Here is a 15,183-nt window from a genome sequence, read left to right as displayed (position 1 = left end):
CACGGGGATCGGTGTCTTCACGTTGACTGGCGGATGTTCGAATGTCAACATTAGGACGTGGAAGTCACCCCCCTGAGGAAGGCGGCGCGCCGCGGGCTCGCCGACGAGGCCGCCGACCGGGTGCGCGAAGCGATCTTCGCCGGGCATTTCCGGCCTGGCGCGCCTTTGCGCGAGGTCGAGCTGGCCGCGTCGTTGGAGATCAGCCGCGGTTCAGTCCGCGAGGGCATCTCCCAACTCGCGCGAGAAGGCTTGGTCCGCTGCGGCTGGCACCGTCCGACCACGGTGGTCGACGTGACTCCCGAGGACGTCGACGAGGTCTACTCGGTCCGCGCCGCGCTCGACCGGCTGGCCGCGGTCACCGCGCGCGCCAACGCGGCCGAGGCGGATCTCGACGCACTGGACGCGCTGGTCGCCGACTTGGCGAAGGCGGTCCGGAGCAAAGCTCCCGGCCCGCAGTTGCTGGCGCTGGACATCGCGTTCCACGACCGGGTGTACGCCGCCGCGGGCAACGGCCGCCTCACCGAGGCATGGCACGCGGTGCGGTCGCAGGTGTTTCTGTTTCAGCTGCAACGGGTCTCGCTCGGACATGAGCATTACCGGGCCCGAGTCGTCGCGGAGCATCGCGAATTGGCGGAACTGATGCGCAGCGGCGACCGCGAACGGCTGGCCCGGGTGGCCGAGCACCACGTGGAGTCCGCGCGAGAAAGCCTGCTCGACCGCATCCGAACCGAGTAATTTCCCGCATCCGCCCACCGCGCCGGACTGGCAGACTCGTCAGGTGGACACCGATCCGAGCCGAGCACGCGTCGCATTCACCGGCGCGCTGCACGGCAGCGGCGCGTTCCTGGTCTCCGCGCTCGGGCTGTGCGTGATCGCGGCCGCGCTGGCGGCGGGCGCGAAGGTGCTGAGCCTGCTGACCGCGTTCGAGATCATCGTGGTCGTGTCGTTCGTGCAGTTCGGGCTTTTCGCGCTGCCGGTCGCGGCCGGGATCGGCGCGCTGGTCGCCTCGCTGGGAGAGCCGAGCCGAGCAGCGCGCCGCGTGTGGATCACGGTTTCCGCGCTCACCGTGGTGTTCCCGATCGGTTTCATCGCCGTGACGGCTGTCCGGCCGGCGTAACCGGCCGGACAGCGCGAACCTGCGGGTTCAGCCGCGTTTCTCTCCCGGACCGCCCCGGAATCTCCACAACTCCCGGGCAGGCTGAGCCGGTGGACCTCACCAGCAGCCCGGCCCAGACCAGCCGAGCAGTTCTCGGCGCACTGCACGCCATCGTCGCGCTCGTGGCCGTGGTCGCCGCGCTCAGCCTGTACGTCGCGGCCGCCTTCACCGAATCCCCGCTCAACGTGGGGTACATCGTCGGCGTTTTCTGCCGCATGTACGGGATCCTCGTTTTTCCGCTCGCCGCCGCGACCGGGGCGGTCGCCGGACTTTTCGTCCCCCGGCCGTACTCCAGCGTCGTCATCTGGACCACCATGCCGGCAGCCGCGGTGCTGTTCCCGGGAATCACCCTGCTCACCGGGTGGCCGTCGCTGGAGTAGCTTTCGCCCGCGCGAGCGCCTCCTCGATCCGCTTGTTGCTCGTCATGCTCATCGTCACCAGCGTCATCGACACGAGCACCCCCGCCGCCGCCACGTACGGCACTCGTACTCCGGCCGTCGCGGCGAGCCAGCCGCCCAGAGCGGCGCCTGCCGGTGCGGCCGAGGCCGAGACCAGGCGCGACGCCGCGGCGACCCGGCCCATCAACCGCGCCGGGACCACGACCTGGCGCAGCGAACCGCCGAGCACCATGGTCACCGCCATGGCGCAGCCGCACAGCGCGAACATCGCCCCGGCTAGCCACGGGTCGCGGGCGAGGCCGAATGCCAGCACCGCCCCGCCCTCGATCACCGCGGTGACGGTGAGCGCGGTCCCGGTGCCCAGCCATTTCTCGAGCGGTCCGGCGAGCACCATCGCGCCTGCCAGTCCCCCGGCGGCTTCGGCGGCGAGCAGGAAGCCGTACCCGGCGGAGTGCAGTCCCAGCGCGTCCTTCGCGAACACCACCAGCACGGCCCCGAACGCGCCGAACGCCAGATTCCCCACCGCAGGTCGCAAAGCGAGGCCGAGCAGCAGCCGATCCTTGACCACGTAAGCGAAACCCTCTTTCGAGTCCGCCCACACCGACCGGCCCGGCGCGCGCTCCGGCACCGGCGCCGGCGGCAGCGTCCGGATCAGCACCGCGCTGGCGGCGTAGGTCAGCGCATTTACCGCGAACGGCAGCGTTCTCCCTACGGTGAAAAGGAAACTCCCGATCGGCGGTCCGGTGAACTGCCCGGCCGCGGTGGACGCCCCGCGCAGATAGCCGTTCGCGCGGCGCAGCAAGGTCTGGTCCCGCGCCAGCAGATCCGGCAGGTACGCCTGTGCGGCGGTGTCGAAGAACAGCGTGCCGGTGCCGAGCAGGAACGCCACGACGAGCAGGACCGGAATGCTGAGCCAGCCGACCGCGCCCGCGGCCACCGTCGCCACCAGCAACACTGCGCGCGCCAGGTCCGCGACCCACATCGTGCGCCGCCGGTCCCAGCGGTCGACCAGCGCGCCGGCGAACAGCCCGGCCACCGGATACGGCGCGAGCACCGCCACCGTCACCAGGCTGACCACCAGCGGATCGCTGTCCAGCAGCACCGCCAGCAGCGGCAAAGCCGCGGCATACGCGCCGTCGCCTAGGGAACTGACCGTCGCGGCTGTCCACAAGCGACTGAACGCGGGAGGCATTTTCGACTTGGTCATCTGGCCGCCCCCGGCCCCGGACGGAAGAACGCGACCGCGACGGTGGCGGCGGCCTCGTCGGCGTCGCGCGCGTCCCGCAGCTCGTCGAGCAGTCCGGCCAGCCGGCGCTCGAACTCCTCGAACTGCGTCTCGCTGATCCGCGTGTGCTGCATCCGGACGTACCGGTGCGAGCCCTCGGGTGCGGTCGAGAGGTCGTTGATCGCGTGCTGCAGCAGCACGTCCCGCTGCCCCGGGGCGGGCTCGGGCAGCTTGATCTTGCGCCCGACGTGCGCGTAGTAGCGCTCCAGCACGCCGCGCACCTTCCGCGTGCGCACGACGTGCACGATCCCGGCCCGCTCCAGCACCCGCATGTGGTAGCTGGAACTGCCTTTCGCGATCCCCAGCTGCTCGGCGACCTGCGTGATCGTCGCGGGCCCGTCGCGCAGCACCGCGAGCACGCGGTGCCGCACGACGTTGCTCACGGCGCGCAGCTGGTCGGTCGTCTCGACGTGGACAGTGTCCTGCGGCGGGACGTAGCCCGCTTGATCATCCCCAGTCACGGGGATAATGGTCAACGACTCTTGACCATTTGTCCAGGGAGTATTTCCGGGCCGTGCCGGTCAGCGGCACTCAGCCGCCGAACAGCCCCACCACCTTCCGGACCAGCTCGACCACGCCGTAGCCGAACGGGGCGAGCACCCACAGCCAGGCGATCACCAGCAGGAGGGTCCGGCCGCCGGAGCGGCCCTCGGCACTCGTCATCACGCCTCGCTCCCCACCGCGGCCGCACCGGCCGGTTCGTGGAATTTCTCCTTCACCGGGCGCACGCATTCGTTCGCGACGAACCCGACCACCAGCAGGCCGATCATGATCCAGAACGACAGCTGGTAGAGATCCGGCCCGGTCTTGCCCGCGGCCTTCTGGCTGTCCGCGATCCCGTCCACGATGAGCGGCCCGAGCACGCCCGCCGCCGACCACGCGGTCAGCAGCCTGCCGTGGATCGCGCCGACCTGGTAGGTGCCGAACAGGTCCTTGAGGTACGCCGGAAGCGTCGAGAAACCGCCGCCGTAGAAGGACAGGATCAGCATCGCGCACAGCACGAACACGAGCTTCGACGCGTTCGTGGTCAACGCGATCACGAGGTACAGCAGCGCGCCGACGCCGAGGTAGAACCGGTAGATGTTCTTGCGCCCCACCAGATCCGAGGCGGACGACCAGACGAACCGGCCCAGCATGTTGGTCAGCGAGAGCAGCGCGACGAACCCGGCGGCGGACGCGGCGCCGACCGGCGCGGAGGTGCCCTTGAAGAAGTCGGTGATCATCGGCGCGGCCTTCTCCAGGATGCCGATGCCCGCGGTCACGTTGAGGCACAAGACGATCCAGAGACACCAGAACTGCGGCGTCTTCAGCGCGTTCGCCGCCGAGACGTTCGCCGTGGAGATCATCGGTTTGGCCGCGGCCTGCTTCACCGCGCCCGCCGGACGCCAGTCGTCGGCCGGGACGCGGACGATCAGCACGCCCATCGTCATGAACACCGCGTACACGATCCCGTGGATCAGGAACGCTGTCGCGATGTCGCCGGTCGTGGGCGAGGAGCCGAGCATCGCCGACGACCACGGCGACGCGATCAGCGCGCCGCCGCCGAAGCCCATGATCGCGATTCCGGTGGCCATGCCCGGCCGGTCCGGGAACCACTTGATCAGCGTCGACACCGGCGAGATGTAGCCGATGCCGAGGCCGATCCCGCCGACCCCGCCGTAGCCCGCGACCACCAGCCAGAACTGCCCGGTCGCGACGCCGAGCGCGGCGAGCAGGAAGCCGGTGGAAAAGCAGACTGTGGCGACGGTCATGGCCCAGCGGGGACCGTTTTTCTCCACCAGGGTGCCGCCGAACGCGGCGGACAGCCCCAGCATCACGATACCGAGCTGGAACGGCAGCCCGGATTGCGTGCCGGACAGTCCCAGTGTCTTCTCCAGCGGCGTCTTGAAGACGCTCCACGCGTAGGCTTGGCCGATCGACAGGTGGATGGACAGCGCAGCGGGCGGCACGAGCCAGCGGGTCCAGCCGGGCGGTGCGACGATGCGGGAACGGGCAAGGAAGCCGGGGACAGCCATCGGCGGTCTCCTCCCAACAGTGACGAGGTGCTGGGAATGGTTTACCAGATCCTCGGCGTTGCGCCGGATGACTGTCGAATGACTTGAGAATGTCTTGTCGATGACAACAAAAGACAGCGCCAAAGACGACAAATCGAGTGGAGCGGACTGATGGGCAGAGTGACGGTGCGGCGGCCGGTACGGCGGATCTCCGCGGCCGGCGAACGGCGCCGGCCGGACTCGCTGGCCGCCGAAGAACCGCTGGAGCTGCGGGTCGGCGGCAAGGCGCTGGCGGTGACGATGCGCACGCCCGGTCACGACGTCGAACTGGCGCACGGCTTTTTGCTGTCCGAGGGCGTGCTCGGGTCCCGTGAGGACGTGGCCGTCGCGCGCTACTGCGACGGGGTCGACGACCAAGGCCGCAACACCTACAACGTGCTCGACATCGCACTCGCCGAGGGAGTCGCCCCGCCGGACACCGGCGTCGAGCGGAACTTCTACACCACCTCGTCGTGCGGCGTCTGCGGCAAGGCCGCGCTCGACGCGGTGAAGCTGCGCAGCCGGTTCTCCCCCGCCGCGTCCGAGTTCGCCGTGAAGACCGACGTCCTCTCGCAGCTGCCGGACCGGTTGCGGGAACAGCAAAAGGTGTTCTCGTCCACCGGCGGGCTGCACGCCGCCGGACTGTTCGCTTCGGACGGTCAGCTCGTCGTCGTGCGCGAGGACGTCGGACGGCACAACGCGGTCGACAAGGTGCTCGGCTGGGCTCTGCAGGCGGGCCGGATCCCGGCGCCCGATCTGGGCTTGCTGGTCTCCGGCCGCGCCTCCTTCGAACTCGTGCAGAAGGCCGCGATGGCCGGGATCGGACTGCTCGCCGCGGTGTCCGCGCCGTCGTCGCTCGCGGTCGAACTGGCCGAGGAGAACGGCATGACGCTGATCGGTTTCCTGCGCGGCGACAGCATGAACCTCTACACCGGGGACCAGCGCCTGCTCACCTGATCAGGCTTCGGCGGGCACCCAGTTGCCGTGGAAGCCGTGCGGGACCCGGTCCGGCAGGTGCACCGCGGCGACGGCGTCGAGGGTGCCCGCGTCGAGCAGGACAAGATCGCTGCGCGCCTCGGCCGCGTCGTAGACATAGCCCATCAGCACGCCCTCGTCCTCGCCCGCGTCCGCACTGGACGGAACGAAGACGAACTCCCCCGGTTCGCGGCCTGGACCGAACCGGTGCGCATCGACGGAACCCTTGCGCAGATCGTGTTTGTACACCGCGCCGACGCTGCGCGACCGATCGTCGAGCGCCGTCGCGTAGCCGTACCGGTGCGGCAGGCCGACCAGCCGCTCGTCCACCCTCGGGAACTCCTGGCCGTGCTCGTCGATCCGTTCCTCGACGACCTTCCCGAGCGTGAGGTCCACAGTCCAGCGGTCGAGCGTCGGCTCGCCCTCGGCCGGGCCGTGCAGCGCGCGGTCGAACATCTTCGGGTGCCGGACCACGTCGAGCACGATCCGGTCGTCCTCGTCGTAGGCGTTGAGCGGGTGGAAGACGTAGCACTGGCCGACGTCGAACCAGCGGACGTCGCTGTTGTCCCCCTCGCGCGGCATCACGCCGATGCGCGCCGGGTAGTCCGGATTCCACCGGTACGGCAAGGAGCTCACGCCGCGGCCGGTGCGCGCGGTGAGCGGGTCGGGCACGTCGAGGCGCACCGGGGCCTGGTCCGGATCGAAGGTGACCGGCAGGTCGTAGAACACGACATACCGTTCGGTGAGCGAGAAGTCGTGCATCATCGGCGCTCCGGTGACCTCGACGTCGACCGTCCGCCGCGCCCGGCCGTCGGTGCCGACCACCGAGTACTGGACCTTGTTCCCCAGTCCGAATTGGTACGAGACGGCGTGCAGTTCGCCGGTCCGCGGATCGCGTTTCGGGTGCGCGGTGTACCCGGAGAGGGTGCCGTCGAAGTCGCAGAAGCCCAGCGTGTCCAGCTCCTCGCTGAGTTCCCACTGCGGCATTCCGCCCTCGACCAGCGCGATCGTGCGCCCGGCGTGCCCGATGACGTTGGTGTTGGCCCCGCCTTCGTCCGTGCCGACGCGGCGGCTGCGGTACCACTCGGCCCGGCCGTCGCGCAGCCGTACGCCGTGCACCATGCCGCGGCCGAGGAACCAGTGGTGCGTTTCGGGATCCGGATCGGCCGGGTTCGGCCCGTTCCGCAGGTAGCGGCCGTCGAGGTAGTCGGGCAGTTGTCCGGTGACCGTCAATCGGGTGCTCGTGTACTCGCGCTCGACCGGCGCGAAGTTGCCTTCGAGGAAGTGATTTCCCATGACCCACTCCATCCATAACGTGGTTATGGCCACCGGTATAACAGGGTTATGGGATACTGGCAAGCATGAGCGAGCGGACTCGGGGCGAACACGCGCGGACGCAACTGGTCGAGGCGGCGATCCGGCTGCTGGCCGACGGCGGCGCGGAAGCACTGCAGGCCCGCAAGCTGGCGGCCGAGATCGGCGCGTCCACGATGGCCGTCTACACGCACTTCGGCGGGATGGCCGCGCTCATGGATGCCGTTGCGCGAGAAGGGTTTCGACGGCTGATCGCGAACATGGCGACAGTCGAGCGCACCGACGACCCGGTCGCCGATCTGTACCAGCTGGCGCTCGCCTACCGCCGCACCGCGGTCGAGCATCCGGAGCTGTTCACGCTCATGTTCCGCGAGGCGGGCGCGCACGGACAGCCGGTCGGCGACCTGCTGAAGGACAAGCAGGACAGCGAGGCGGCATCGTCGTTCCGAGGCATGGTCGCCGCCGTGGGACGCACCATCGACTCCGGACGGCTGCACGGCGACCCGCTCGCCGTCGCCGCACAGGTGTGGAGCGCGGTGCACGGCTATGTCACCCTCGAATTGCTGGGCCACTTCGGCCGGGGCGACCGCGGGGTGACCGAAGTGCTCGCGCCACTCTGCGTGACGCTGGTCGTGGGACTCGGCGACCGCCCTGCCGCCGCCCGGGCGTCCGTGGGGCTGCTCACAACAACCGAGTGAAGATCTTCAGAAGGCAACGTTTCGTCCCTTCCTCACGTCTTACGCTATATGGGTGAGGGGGATCGGGTGACCGAGGAGACTGAGGGCCGAAGGCGGGTGAGCCGCCGGTCCATGCTGATCGCGGGCGCCTCGGGCCTCGGCATCGCCGGGCTCGCGGTGGGGAGCGCGACCGGCGTGGTGCCGTTCAACCAGGCCATGCAGCGGGCACTGGGCGTCACGTCGTCGACGCCGGTCACACAGCTCGGCAGCATGCGGGTGGAGCGCGTCTACTCGCACGCCCGCGGCCGGGAAGTGGACCTTGTTTTCCTGCTGCCGAGCAAGAAGCCGCCGGCCGGCCTGCCGATGTCGCTGATGCTGCACGGCCTGCACGGTTCCGCCCGCTCCGCCGCCCCGAGCGGGTTGCTCAAGCAGCTGGGCAGCGACGTCGCCCGCAAAGCCGTGCCGTCGTACGGCTTCGTCGCGGTCGACGGCGGCGACAACTACTGGCACCAGGTCCGCCCCGGCGACGACCCGATGGCGATGCTCCTGGAAGAAGTCCCGCAGTGGCTGCGCGCTCGCGGCTTCGGCGGCACGGACGGCCTGCCGTTCGCGGTCGCCGGAGTGTCGATGGGCGGTTTCGGGGCACTGCTGTACGCCCGCCGCCGAGCCGAACGCCGCCAGCCGCCCGCCGCGGTCGCCGCGATCGCCCCGGCGCTCATCACGTCCTGGCCGGAAATGGCGAAACGCCGCATTTTCACCGGGATGACGGATTGGACTTCACTGGATCCGCTGCGTCACCAGTCAGCTTTGCAGGGCATTCCGACGGCGATTTACTGCGGTACGGAAGACCCGTTCATCACCGGGGCGCGGCGGTATATCGCGGAGACGCATCCGACGATCGGGTACACGGCGCACGGGAAGCACAGCGACACGTTCTTCCGGACCACGGTGCCCAGCATGGTGGGGTTCCTGGGGAAGCATTTGCGGCAGAAGGCGTGAGCCTGCTCAACGGAGAATCCCGAGCTCGTCCACCAGATGGCTCGGCGTGCCCAGGAACAGTTCCCGCGACACCGGCCCGTACGCGACGTTCAGCGTGTCCAGCCGGTAATGCCATTCCCCGCAGCAGACACCGGTGAGGCGGTAATTCACCTGCCACCGCAGCCATTCCCCTCGGGCCAGGCGGTGGGCCGGAGGGCGGCGAAAGCGGCGTGGATTCCCGTGCGGGGTCGGTTTCACCTCGACCCGCAGCAGGCCGTCCGCCTCGCGGAAGCGGACCGTCGAATCCCAGGGCGACGGCGCTTCGTCCTCGGCACCGGATCGCGGCTCGAAGTCCGTCTCTTCACTCATCCGCACCACGTGCGTGAAGGGCGCGGTCAACGCCGGGAGCGGAAAGGCGATCGGGACGGCATTGCGGCGAGCCGCCTCCGCACCGCCGCGGGACTTCTTCGTCCACGAGGTGCGCACCCACTGCACGACTGCGTCCATCGCGCCATCCTCTACCGCGGAGGACGCCGCCGCGACGAAATTACGAGACCCAGCGGGCCACGACGGATATCACCCAGAACCCGACCATCGCCGCCAGCGCCATCAGCAGCGACCACCGCAGCTGCTGCGCCCGGGTCTCCGACCCGCGCAAGCGGCGCAGGAACAGCCACGAAACCACGAACAGCGGGATCGGAAGCAGCGGCAGCGCCGACAGCCGGGTGCCGACCGCGACCAGGCAGACCAGCGTGAACAGCGCGAGCATGATCTCGGACGCGCGGACCAGCCACGGGAAGCGCGTCAGCACGGACGCGGCGACCCGTTCGCTCAGCTCCACGATGCCGACCGGAGCGGCGGAAGGCTCGGTTTCGGCGGGGACCGCTTCGCCGGGGTCGGCAGTCTCGTCCCCCCGGGGTGCGGTCAGCGGCACGGTTGTCATCCTGTCCATTATCGCGCCTGCCGCCGACACCCGGACAGCCGACTCCTGCTAACGCCCGGCAGCCGCCGGGTCAGGCCGACTTCTCGCCGCGCTCGCTGCGGGTGCGGCGCGACGGCTGGCGAGCCACGATCGTGGGGTTGACGTTCTCCCGCACGGTCTGCTCGGTGATCACGACCTTCGCCACGTCCTCGCGGCTCGGGATGTCGTACATGACCGGCTGGAGGACTTCCTCCATGATCGCGCGCAGGCCGCGGGCGCCGGTGCCGCGGAGCACGGCCTGGTCGGCGATGGCCTCGAGCGCGGTCTTGGTGAACTCCAGCTCGACGTTGTCCATCTCGAAGAGCTTCTTGTACTGCTTCACCAGCGCGTTGCGCGGCTGCGTCAGGATCGAGACGAGCGATTCCTTGTCCAGGTGGTTCACCGTCGCCACGACCGGGAGCCTGCCGATGAACTCCGGGATCAGCCCGAACTTGATCAGGTCCTCCGGCATCGTCTCGGAGAACACGTCGCTGCCCTCGATCTCGGCCTTGGTGCGGATCTCCGCGCCGAACCCGAGGCCGCGCTTGCCGACCCGCTCGTTGATGATCTTTTCCAGCCCGGCGAACGCGCCCGCGACGATGAACAGCACGTTCGTGGTGTCGATCTGGATGAATTCCTGGTGCGGATGCTTGCGCCCGCCCTGGGGCGGCACCGACGCGGTGGTGCCCTCGAGGATCTTCAGCAGCGCCTGCTGCACGCCCTCGCCGGACACGTCGCGGGTGATCGACGGGTTCTCGCTCTTGCGGGCGATCTTGTCGACCTCGTCGATGTAGATGATGCCGGTCTCGGCGCGCTTGACGTCGTAGTCGGCCGCCTGGATCAGCTTCAGCAGGATGTTCTCGACGTCCTCGCCGACATAGCCCGCCTCGGTGAGCGCGGTGGCGTCGGCGATCGCGAACGGGACGTTCAGCAGCTTCGCCAGCGTCTGCGCGAGGTAGGTCTTGCCGCAGCCGGTGGGGCCGAGCATCAGGATGTTGGACTTGGCCAGCTCGACCGGCTCGTCCTTGGAGTCCTTCGGCCCGGACTTGTCGTCGGCCTGGATCCGCTTGTAGTGGTTGTACACCGCGACCGCGAGCGTCTTCTTCGCGTCGTCCTGGCCGATGATGTACTGCTCGAGGAACTCGTGGATGTCGGCGGGCTTCGGCAGCTCGTCGAGCTTCACGTCGCCGGCTTCGGCCAGCTCCTCTTCGATGATCTCGTTGCAGAGGTCGATGCACTCATCGCAGATGTAGACCCCTGGCCCGGCAATGAGCTTCTTCACCTGCTTCTGGCTCTTGCCGCAGAAAGAACACTTCAGCAGGTCGCCGCCGTCACCGATCCGTGCCATGGCCGTTGACCTCGTCCCCTCCGGTGCGCGGGGCGCACCTGCACAACTGTCTGGCGGCCCCGGGACTGCCAGGCGTTCCCGGAACCAACACGCATTGCCATCGACGGTACCCGTCCGAAGGCGCGGTCGGGAACACCCGACCCCCTTCGGGCACGTCGACGACCGACACTAGACCAGCGGACCGGTGCGCGTCGCGGATTCGCCGCGCACCGGCCCGTCGCGGTCAGTTCGCCGAGGCCTTCCGGTACGGGAGCACCTCGTCGATCAGGCCGTAGGCCTTGGCCTCTTCGGCGGTGAGGATCTTGTCCCGCTCGATGTCGGCCTTGATCTCGTCCGGTTCCTTGTTCGTGTGCTTCGCCAGGATGACCTCCATCTGGCGGCGCACGCGCTGGATCTCGTTGGCCTGGATCTCCAGGTCCGAGACCTGCCCGTAGGTGCCCTCGGTGGCGGGCTGGTGGATCAGCACGCGCGCGTTCGGCAGCGCCATGCGCTTGCCCGGCGTGCCCGCCGCCAGCAGCACCGCGGCGGCCGAGGCGGCCTGGCCGAGGCACACGGTCGAGATGTCCGGGCGGATGTACTGCATGGTGTCGTAAATCGCCATCAGCGACGTGAACGACCCGCCCGGGCTGTTGATGTAGATGCTGATGTCGCGGTCCGGGTCCTCGTGCTCGAGGTGCAGCAGCTGGGCCATCACGTCGTTGGCCGACGCGTCGTCCACCTGCACGCCGAGGAAGATCGTCCGCTCCTCGTACAGCTTGTTGTACGGGTTGGACTCCTTCACGCCGTAGCTGGTGCGCTCGACGTAGGACGGGAGGATGTACCGCGACTGCGGAGTCTGCGGGGCCCGGAAGTCACCCGGGAGCCGGAAGTTGCTCATGACGCTCTCCTGTGTGCTTGCGGGCTCAGTTGCTCGAGTTCAGGCCGCTGTCGCGGGTCAGCACGTGGTCGACGAAGCCGTAGTCCTTCGCCTCCTGCGCGGTGAACCAGCGGTCGCGGTCGCCGTCCTTGATGATCTGCTCGGTGGTCTGCCCGGTCTGCTCGGCGGTGATCTTCGCGAGCTCCTGCTTCCACTTGTTGAACAGGTCCGCCTGGATCGCGATGTCGGAGGCGGTGCCGCCGACGCCCGCGGACGGCTGGTGCATCAGGATGCGCGCGTGCGGGAGCGCGTAGCGCTTGCCGGGGGTGCCCGAGGAGAGCAGGAACTGCCCCATCGAGGCCGCCATGCCCATCGCGTAGGTCGCCACGTCCGGGCGGATCAGCTGCATGGTGTCGTAGATCGCGAACCCGGCGGTCACCGAGCCGCCCGGCGAGTTGATGTAGAACCGGATGTCCGATTCGGCATCGTCCGCGTCGAGCAGCAGGAGCTGCGCGGTGAGCCGGTTGGCGACCTCGTCGTTGACCTCGGAGCCGAGAACGACGATGCGCTCCTGGAGCAACCGCTCGAACACCGAGTCGGTGAGGTTGAGCCCCGCGGTGCCGGTCCGCCCCTCGGGCATGTGCTGCTTCACGTCTGCCTGCCTTTTCACCGGCGGCGGGCCGGCCGGAGGGCCGCGCCGCCGCTGTCGTGTTCAGATGCTTGAGATCTTGCAACCGACCCTAACGAACTTGGGCGGTGCAGAATGCCTGACACCGCCCAAGTTCGCTCACAGCTTTACTCCGCGGGGGTCGCCGCCGCTTCTTCGGTGACCTGCGTCTCTTCGGCCGGGGCTTCTTCGTCCGCGCCGAACAGCTCGCTGAGGTCGACCTCGGACCCGGACGCGTCCTTCACCGTGGTGCCGCGCACGACCGAGGCCAGCGCCTTGCCGCGGCGGACGTCGGCGTAGATCGCGGTCAGCTGGCCGGACTGCTGGGCCCGCTGCACGTACTCGTCCGGGCTGACGCCGAAGCGCTGCGCCTGGTAGATGATGCGCTCGGTGAGCTCGCCGTCGTTGACCGACGTCTTCTCCTTGTCGGCGATGGTGTCCAGCAGCAGCTGCGTGCGGACGGCCTTCTCCGACTCCTCCTTGACCTCGGCGTTGAACTCGTCGAGGGTGCGGCCCTCGGCCTCGAGCGCCTTGGCGAACTGCGCCTCGTCGTGGTCGAACGGGTGAATCGCGTCGTGCTTGCGGTTCTCGATCTCGGCCTCGACGACCTTCTCCGGCAGCGGCACCTCGGTGCGCTCGAGAAGGATCTCGAGGACCTTGTCGCGCGCCTGGACGCCCTGCTGCATCGTCTTGACGCGGCCGAGGCGGGTGCGCAGGTCCTCGCGCAGCTCGTCGATCGTGTCGAACTCGCTCGCCAGCTGGGCGAACTCGTCGTCGGCCTCGGGCAGCTCGCGCTCCTTGACCGACTGCACGGTGACGGTGACCTCGGCGTCCTGGCCGGCGAACTCGCCCGCGACCAGCTTGGTGGTGAACACCTTGGTCTCGCCCGCGTTGGCTCCGACGATGGCCTCGTCGATGCCGTCCACGAGCTGGCCGGAGCCGATCTCGTAGGACAGGCCGGTGGTGGAGGCCTCTTCGACGGCCTTGCCGTCGACGGTGGCCGACAGGTCGATCGACACGAAGTCGCCGGTCTGGGCCGGGCGCTCGACGCCGGTCAGGGTGCCGAAGCGGGCGCGCAGCTCGTCGAGCTGCTCGGCGACCTCTTCGTCGGTCGTCTCGACGTCGTCGACGCTGATCTCGATGCCGGCGAGGTCGGGCAGCTCGATCTCCGGCCGCACGTCGACCTCGGCGCTGAACTCCAGCACCTCGCGGTCCTCGAGCTTGGTCACCTCGAACTCGGGCTGGCCGAGCGTCCGGACCTCGCCCGCGCGGACGGCCTCGATGTACTTGGCCGGGATGGCCTCGTTGACGACCTCGTCGAGCACCGGCGCGCGGCCGATCCGGCTTTCCAGGACGCGAGCGGGGACCTTGCCGGGACGGAAACCGGGGACCCGCACCTGCTGGGCGATCTTCCGGTACGCGGCGTCGAAGTTCGGCTTGAGCTCGTCGAACGGCACCTCGACATTGATCTTCACTCGCGTCGGGCTGAGCTGCTCGACGGTGCTCTTCAAGGTCTTCTCCTCGAGCGGTAAACGATGGGGGCGGACAGTCCCTCGGGACCGCCCCGGTCACCTGCTGACCGGGATATCCGAGTCTAGGCCAGAGGGTTGACAAGACTGGCTGCGGGTCACCTGCCGAGGCAAGCCGATCAGCGGCAGGCCGTGCGCGCCCGTAGCGTCGGGGACGTGGTTTCCGGGCAGCAGAGCGAAGGTCCGGCCGCCGCGGCGGCACGGCTAACCGGGTTCGAGACGGTCTCACACGGCCCTTCAGGCACCCTGAGTGAGATCGTGCTGACCGATGGCAACCAGCGCTACGAGACGGTAGTGAAACGCGGCCACACTCCAGGCGCGACCCGAGCCGAAGCCGCCGGACTGCGCTGGCTCGCCGAGGCGGACGCGGTGCGGATCCCCCGGGTGCACGGCGCGGACGACACCTGGCTGGTCCTGGACCGGGTGGCCGAGGCCACGCCGTCGCACGCGGAGGAGTTCGGCCGGGACCTCGCCCGCTTGCACGCGGCGGGAGCCCCGGCGTTCGGCGCCCCTCCTCCGGGCGGCTTGCCGGACGCCTGGATCGGCACCGCGCCCATGCGCAACACCCCGAGCGACTCATGGCCGGAGTGGTACGCCGAGCACCGAATCCTCCCCTACGTACGGATGGCCTCGGATCTTCTCGACCCGGCAGTCTTCGAACGAGCCTGCGCCCGTATCCCGTCGATAGCTGGCCCACCGGAACCGCCCGCTCGGCTGCACGGGGATCTGTGGAGCGGAAACGTGCTGTGGGATTCCGGCGGTGCGGTGTTGATCGACCCGGCCGCACACGGCGGCCACCGGGAGACCGATCTCGCGATGCTGCACCTGTTCGGCTGCCCGCAGCTGGAGCGGATCGTCGCCGCCTACGACGAGGTCGCGCCGCTGGCGGACGGGTACCGGGAGCGGATCGCGCTGCATCAGCTCTTCCCGCTTCTGGTGCACACGGTCCTGTTCGGCCGGTCGTACGCCGGGCAGGCGACCGCAGCCGCGCGCTCGCTGGGCTGAG

General features: G+C 69.2%; 18 protein-coding genes. 7 read left to right on the top strand and 11 right to left on the bottom strand.

Annotated elements, in window-relative coordinates:
* Positions 1–57 precede the first annotated feature (57 nt).
* The 3 genes from H4281_RS29330 to H4281_RS29320 all read left to right on the top strand — a co-directional run bounded on the left by H4281_RS29330 (position 58) and on the right by H4281_RS29320 (position 1,536).
* The gene (locus H4281_RS29330) at positions 58–735 is read left to right on the top strand and encodes a GntR family transcriptional regulator (protein ID WP_182894130.1); all 678 of its coding nucleotides are present in this window, start codon (positions 58–60) and stop codon (positions 733–735) included.
* 43 nt (positions 736–778) lie between these two features.
* Positions 779–1,117 (top strand): hypothetical protein, encoded by a 339-nt coding sequence (locus tag H4281_RS29325; RefSeq protein WP_182894129.1) that lies wholly within the window; start codon positions 779–781, stop codon positions 1,115–1,117.
* Positions 1,118–1,206: 89 nt separating this feature from the next.
* Positions 1,207–1,536: a hypothetical protein gene (locus tag H4281_RS29320; protein ID WP_182894128.1), complete on the top strand. Its 330-nt coding sequence runs from the start codon at positions 1,207–1,209 to the stop codon at positions 1,534–1,536.
* On the opposite strand, the gene H4281_RS29315 is transcribed toward H4281_RS29320, so the two are convergent.
* The 4 genes from H4281_RS29315 to H4281_RS29305 all read right to left on the bottom strand — a co-directional run bounded on the left by H4281_RS29315 (position 1,511) and on the right by H4281_RS29305 (position 4,854).
* Positions 1,511–2,761, bottom strand: coding sequence for an MFS transporter (locus H4281_RS29315; protein WP_182894127.1), 1,251 nt, complete (start codon positions 2,759–2,761; stop codon positions 1,511–1,513). The genes H4281_RS29320 and H4281_RS29315 overlap by 26 nt on opposite strands.
* On the bottom strand, positions 2,758–3,300 hold the full coding sequence (locus tag H4281_RS29310) for an ArsR/SmtB family transcription factor (RefSeq protein ID WP_237600724.1): 543 nt from the start codon (positions 3,298–3,300) through the stop codon (positions 2,758–2,760). The genes H4281_RS29315 and H4281_RS29310 overlap by 4 nt, the downstream gene beginning before the upstream one ends.
* A 70-nt stretch (positions 3,301–3,370) precedes the next feature.
* Positions 3,371–3,502 (bottom strand): MFS transporter small subunit, encoded by a 132-nt coding sequence (locus tag H4281_RS46345; RefSeq protein WP_255751376.1) that lies wholly within the window; start codon positions 3,500–3,502, stop codon positions 3,371–3,373.
* Positions 3,502–4,854 (bottom strand): L-lactate MFS transporter, encoded by a 1,353-nt coding sequence (locus H4281_RS29305; RefSeq protein WP_182894125.1) that lies wholly within the window; start codon positions 4,852–4,854, stop codon positions 3,502–3,504. The genes H4281_RS46345 and H4281_RS29305 overlap by 1 nt, the downstream gene beginning before the upstream one ends.
* 150 nt (positions 4,855–5,004) lie before the next feature.
* Between H4281_RS29305 and fdhD the strand changes: the two genes are divergently transcribed.
* The gene (gene fdhD, locus H4281_RS29300; protein WP_182894124.1) at positions 5,005–5,829 is read left to right on the top strand and encodes a formate dehydrogenase accessory sulfurtransferase FdhD; all 825 of its coding nucleotides are present in this window, start codon (positions 5,005–5,007) and stop codon (positions 5,827–5,829) included.
* On the opposite strand, the gene H4281_RS29295 is transcribed toward fdhD, so the two are convergent.
* Positions 5,830–7,143, bottom strand: a complete 1,314-nt coding sequence (locus H4281_RS29295) for a carotenoid oxygenase family protein (protein ID WP_182894123.1) — start codon at positions 7,141–7,143, stop codon at positions 5,830–5,832.
* Between the two features lie 65 nt (positions 7,144–7,208).
* Between H4281_RS29295 and H4281_RS29290 the strand changes: the two genes are divergently transcribed.
* Positions 7,209–7,859, top strand: a complete 651-nt coding sequence (locus tag H4281_RS29290) for a TetR/AcrR family transcriptional regulator (protein ID WP_182894122.1) — start codon at positions 7,209–7,211, stop codon at positions 7,857–7,859.
* Positions 7,860–7,907: 48 nt separating this feature from the next.
* Positions 7,908–8,837, top strand: a complete 930-nt coding sequence (locus tag H4281_RS29285) for an alpha/beta hydrolase (RefSeq protein WP_182894121.1) — start codon at positions 7,908–7,910, stop codon at positions 8,835–8,837.
* Positions 8,838–8,843: 6 nt separating this feature from the next.
* Here H4281_RS29285 and H4281_RS29280 read toward each other — a convergent pair whose 3' ends face one another.
* From H4281_RS29280 to tig, 6 genes are all read right to left on the bottom strand, one after another.
* The gene (locus H4281_RS29280; protein ID WP_182894120.1) at positions 8,844–9,323 is read right to left on the bottom strand and encodes a hypothetical protein; all 480 of its coding nucleotides are present in this window, start codon (positions 9,321–9,323) and stop codon (positions 8,844–8,846) included.
* 40 nt (positions 9,324–9,363) lie between these two features.
* A complete protein-coding gene (locus H4281_RS29275; RefSeq protein ID WP_220507998.1) occupies positions 9,364–9,759 on the bottom strand; it encodes a hypothetical protein in 396 nt (131 codons plus the stop codon).
* A 70-nt stretch (positions 9,760–9,829) separates the two neighbouring features.
* Complete coding sequence (gene clpX, locus H4281_RS29270) at positions 9,830–11,125, bottom strand: ATP-dependent Clp protease ATP-binding subunit ClpX (RefSeq protein ID WP_009081145.1); 1,296 nt, start codon at positions 11,123–11,125, stop codon at positions 9,830–9,832.
* A gap of 223 nt (positions 11,126–11,348) precedes the next feature.
* A complete protein-coding gene (locus tag H4281_RS29265; protein WP_009081146.1) occupies positions 11,349–12,002 on the bottom strand; it encodes an ATP-dependent Clp protease proteolytic subunit in 654 nt (217 codons plus the stop codon).
* A 25-nt stretch (positions 12,003–12,027) separates the two neighbouring features.
* Entirely contained in the window at positions 12,028–12,633 is a 606-nt protein-coding gene (locus tag H4281_RS29260) for a ClpP family protease (RefSeq protein WP_304504577.1), read from the bottom strand.
* 143 nt (positions 12,634–12,776) lie between these two features.
* Positions 12,777–14,159 carry a trigger factor gene (gene tig, locus H4281_RS29255; protein WP_182894118.1) on the bottom strand — a complete coding sequence of 461 codons (1,383 nt, stop codon included), beginning with the start codon at positions 14,157–14,159 and terminating at the stop codon, positions 12,777–12,779.
* A gap of 273 nt (positions 14,160–14,432) precedes the next feature.
* Here tig and H4281_RS29250 point away from each other — a divergent pair, with 273 nt between their 5' ends.
* On the top strand, positions 14,433–15,182 hold the full coding sequence (locus H4281_RS29250; RefSeq protein WP_446680392.1) for a fructosamine kinase family protein: 750 nt from the start codon (positions 14,433–14,435) through the stop codon (positions 15,180–15,182).
* The last annotated feature ends 1 nt before the right edge of the window (position 15,183 follow it).

The organism is Amycolatopsis dendrobii, assembly GCF_014145675.1.
GTDB lineage: Bacteria > Actinomycetota > Actinomycetes > Mycobacteriales > Pseudonocardiaceae > Amycolatopsis > Amycolatopsis dendrobii.
This window is presented reverse-complemented; position numbering and strand designations above follow the sequence as displayed.

Bases quoted from the DNA above. Each gene is read 5' to 3' on its own strand.
- H4281_RS29315 (WP_182894127.1), bottom strand. From the start codon at position 2,761: ATGACCAAGTCGAAAATGCCTCCCGCGTTCAGTCGCTTGTGGACAGCC.
- H4281_RS46345 (WP_255751376.1), bottom strand. From the start codon at position 3,502: ATGACGAGTGCCGAGGGCCGCTCCGGCGGCCGGACCCTCCTGCTGGTG.
- H4281_RS29305 (WP_182894125.1), bottom strand. From the start codon at position 4,854: ATGGCTGTCCCCGGCTTCCTTGCCCGTTCCCGCATCGTCGCACCGCCC.
- fdhD (WP_182894124.1), top strand. From the start codon at position 5,005: ATGGGCAGAGTGACGGTGCGGCGGCCGGTACGGCGGATCTCCGCGGCC.
- H4281_RS29295 (WP_182894123.1), bottom strand. From the start codon at position 7,143: ATGGGAAATCACTTCCTCGAAGGCAACTTCGCGCCGGTCGAGCGCGAG.
- H4281_RS29290 (WP_182894122.1), top strand. From the start codon at position 7,209: ATGAGCGAGCGGACTCGGGGCGAACACGCGCGGACGCAACTGGTCGAG.
- H4281_RS29285 (WP_182894121.1), top strand. From the start codon at position 7,908: ATGGGTGAGGGGGATCGGGTGACCGAGGAGACTGAGGGCCGAAGGCGG.
- H4281_RS29280 (WP_182894120.1), bottom strand. From the start codon at position 9,323: ATGGACGCAGTCGTGCAGTGGGTGCGCACCTCGTGGACGAAGAAGTCC.
- H4281_RS29275 (WP_220507998.1), bottom strand. From the start codon at position 9,759: ATGACAACCGTGCCGCTGACCGCACCCCGGGGGGACGAGACTGCCGAC.
- clpX (WP_009081145.1), bottom strand. From the start codon at position 11,125: ATGGCACGGATCGGTGACGGCGGCGACCTGCTGAAGTGTTCTTTCTGC.
- H4281_RS29265 (WP_009081146.1), bottom strand. From the start codon at position 12,002: ATGAGCAACTTCCGGCTCCCGGGTGACTTCCGGGCCCCGCAGACTCCG.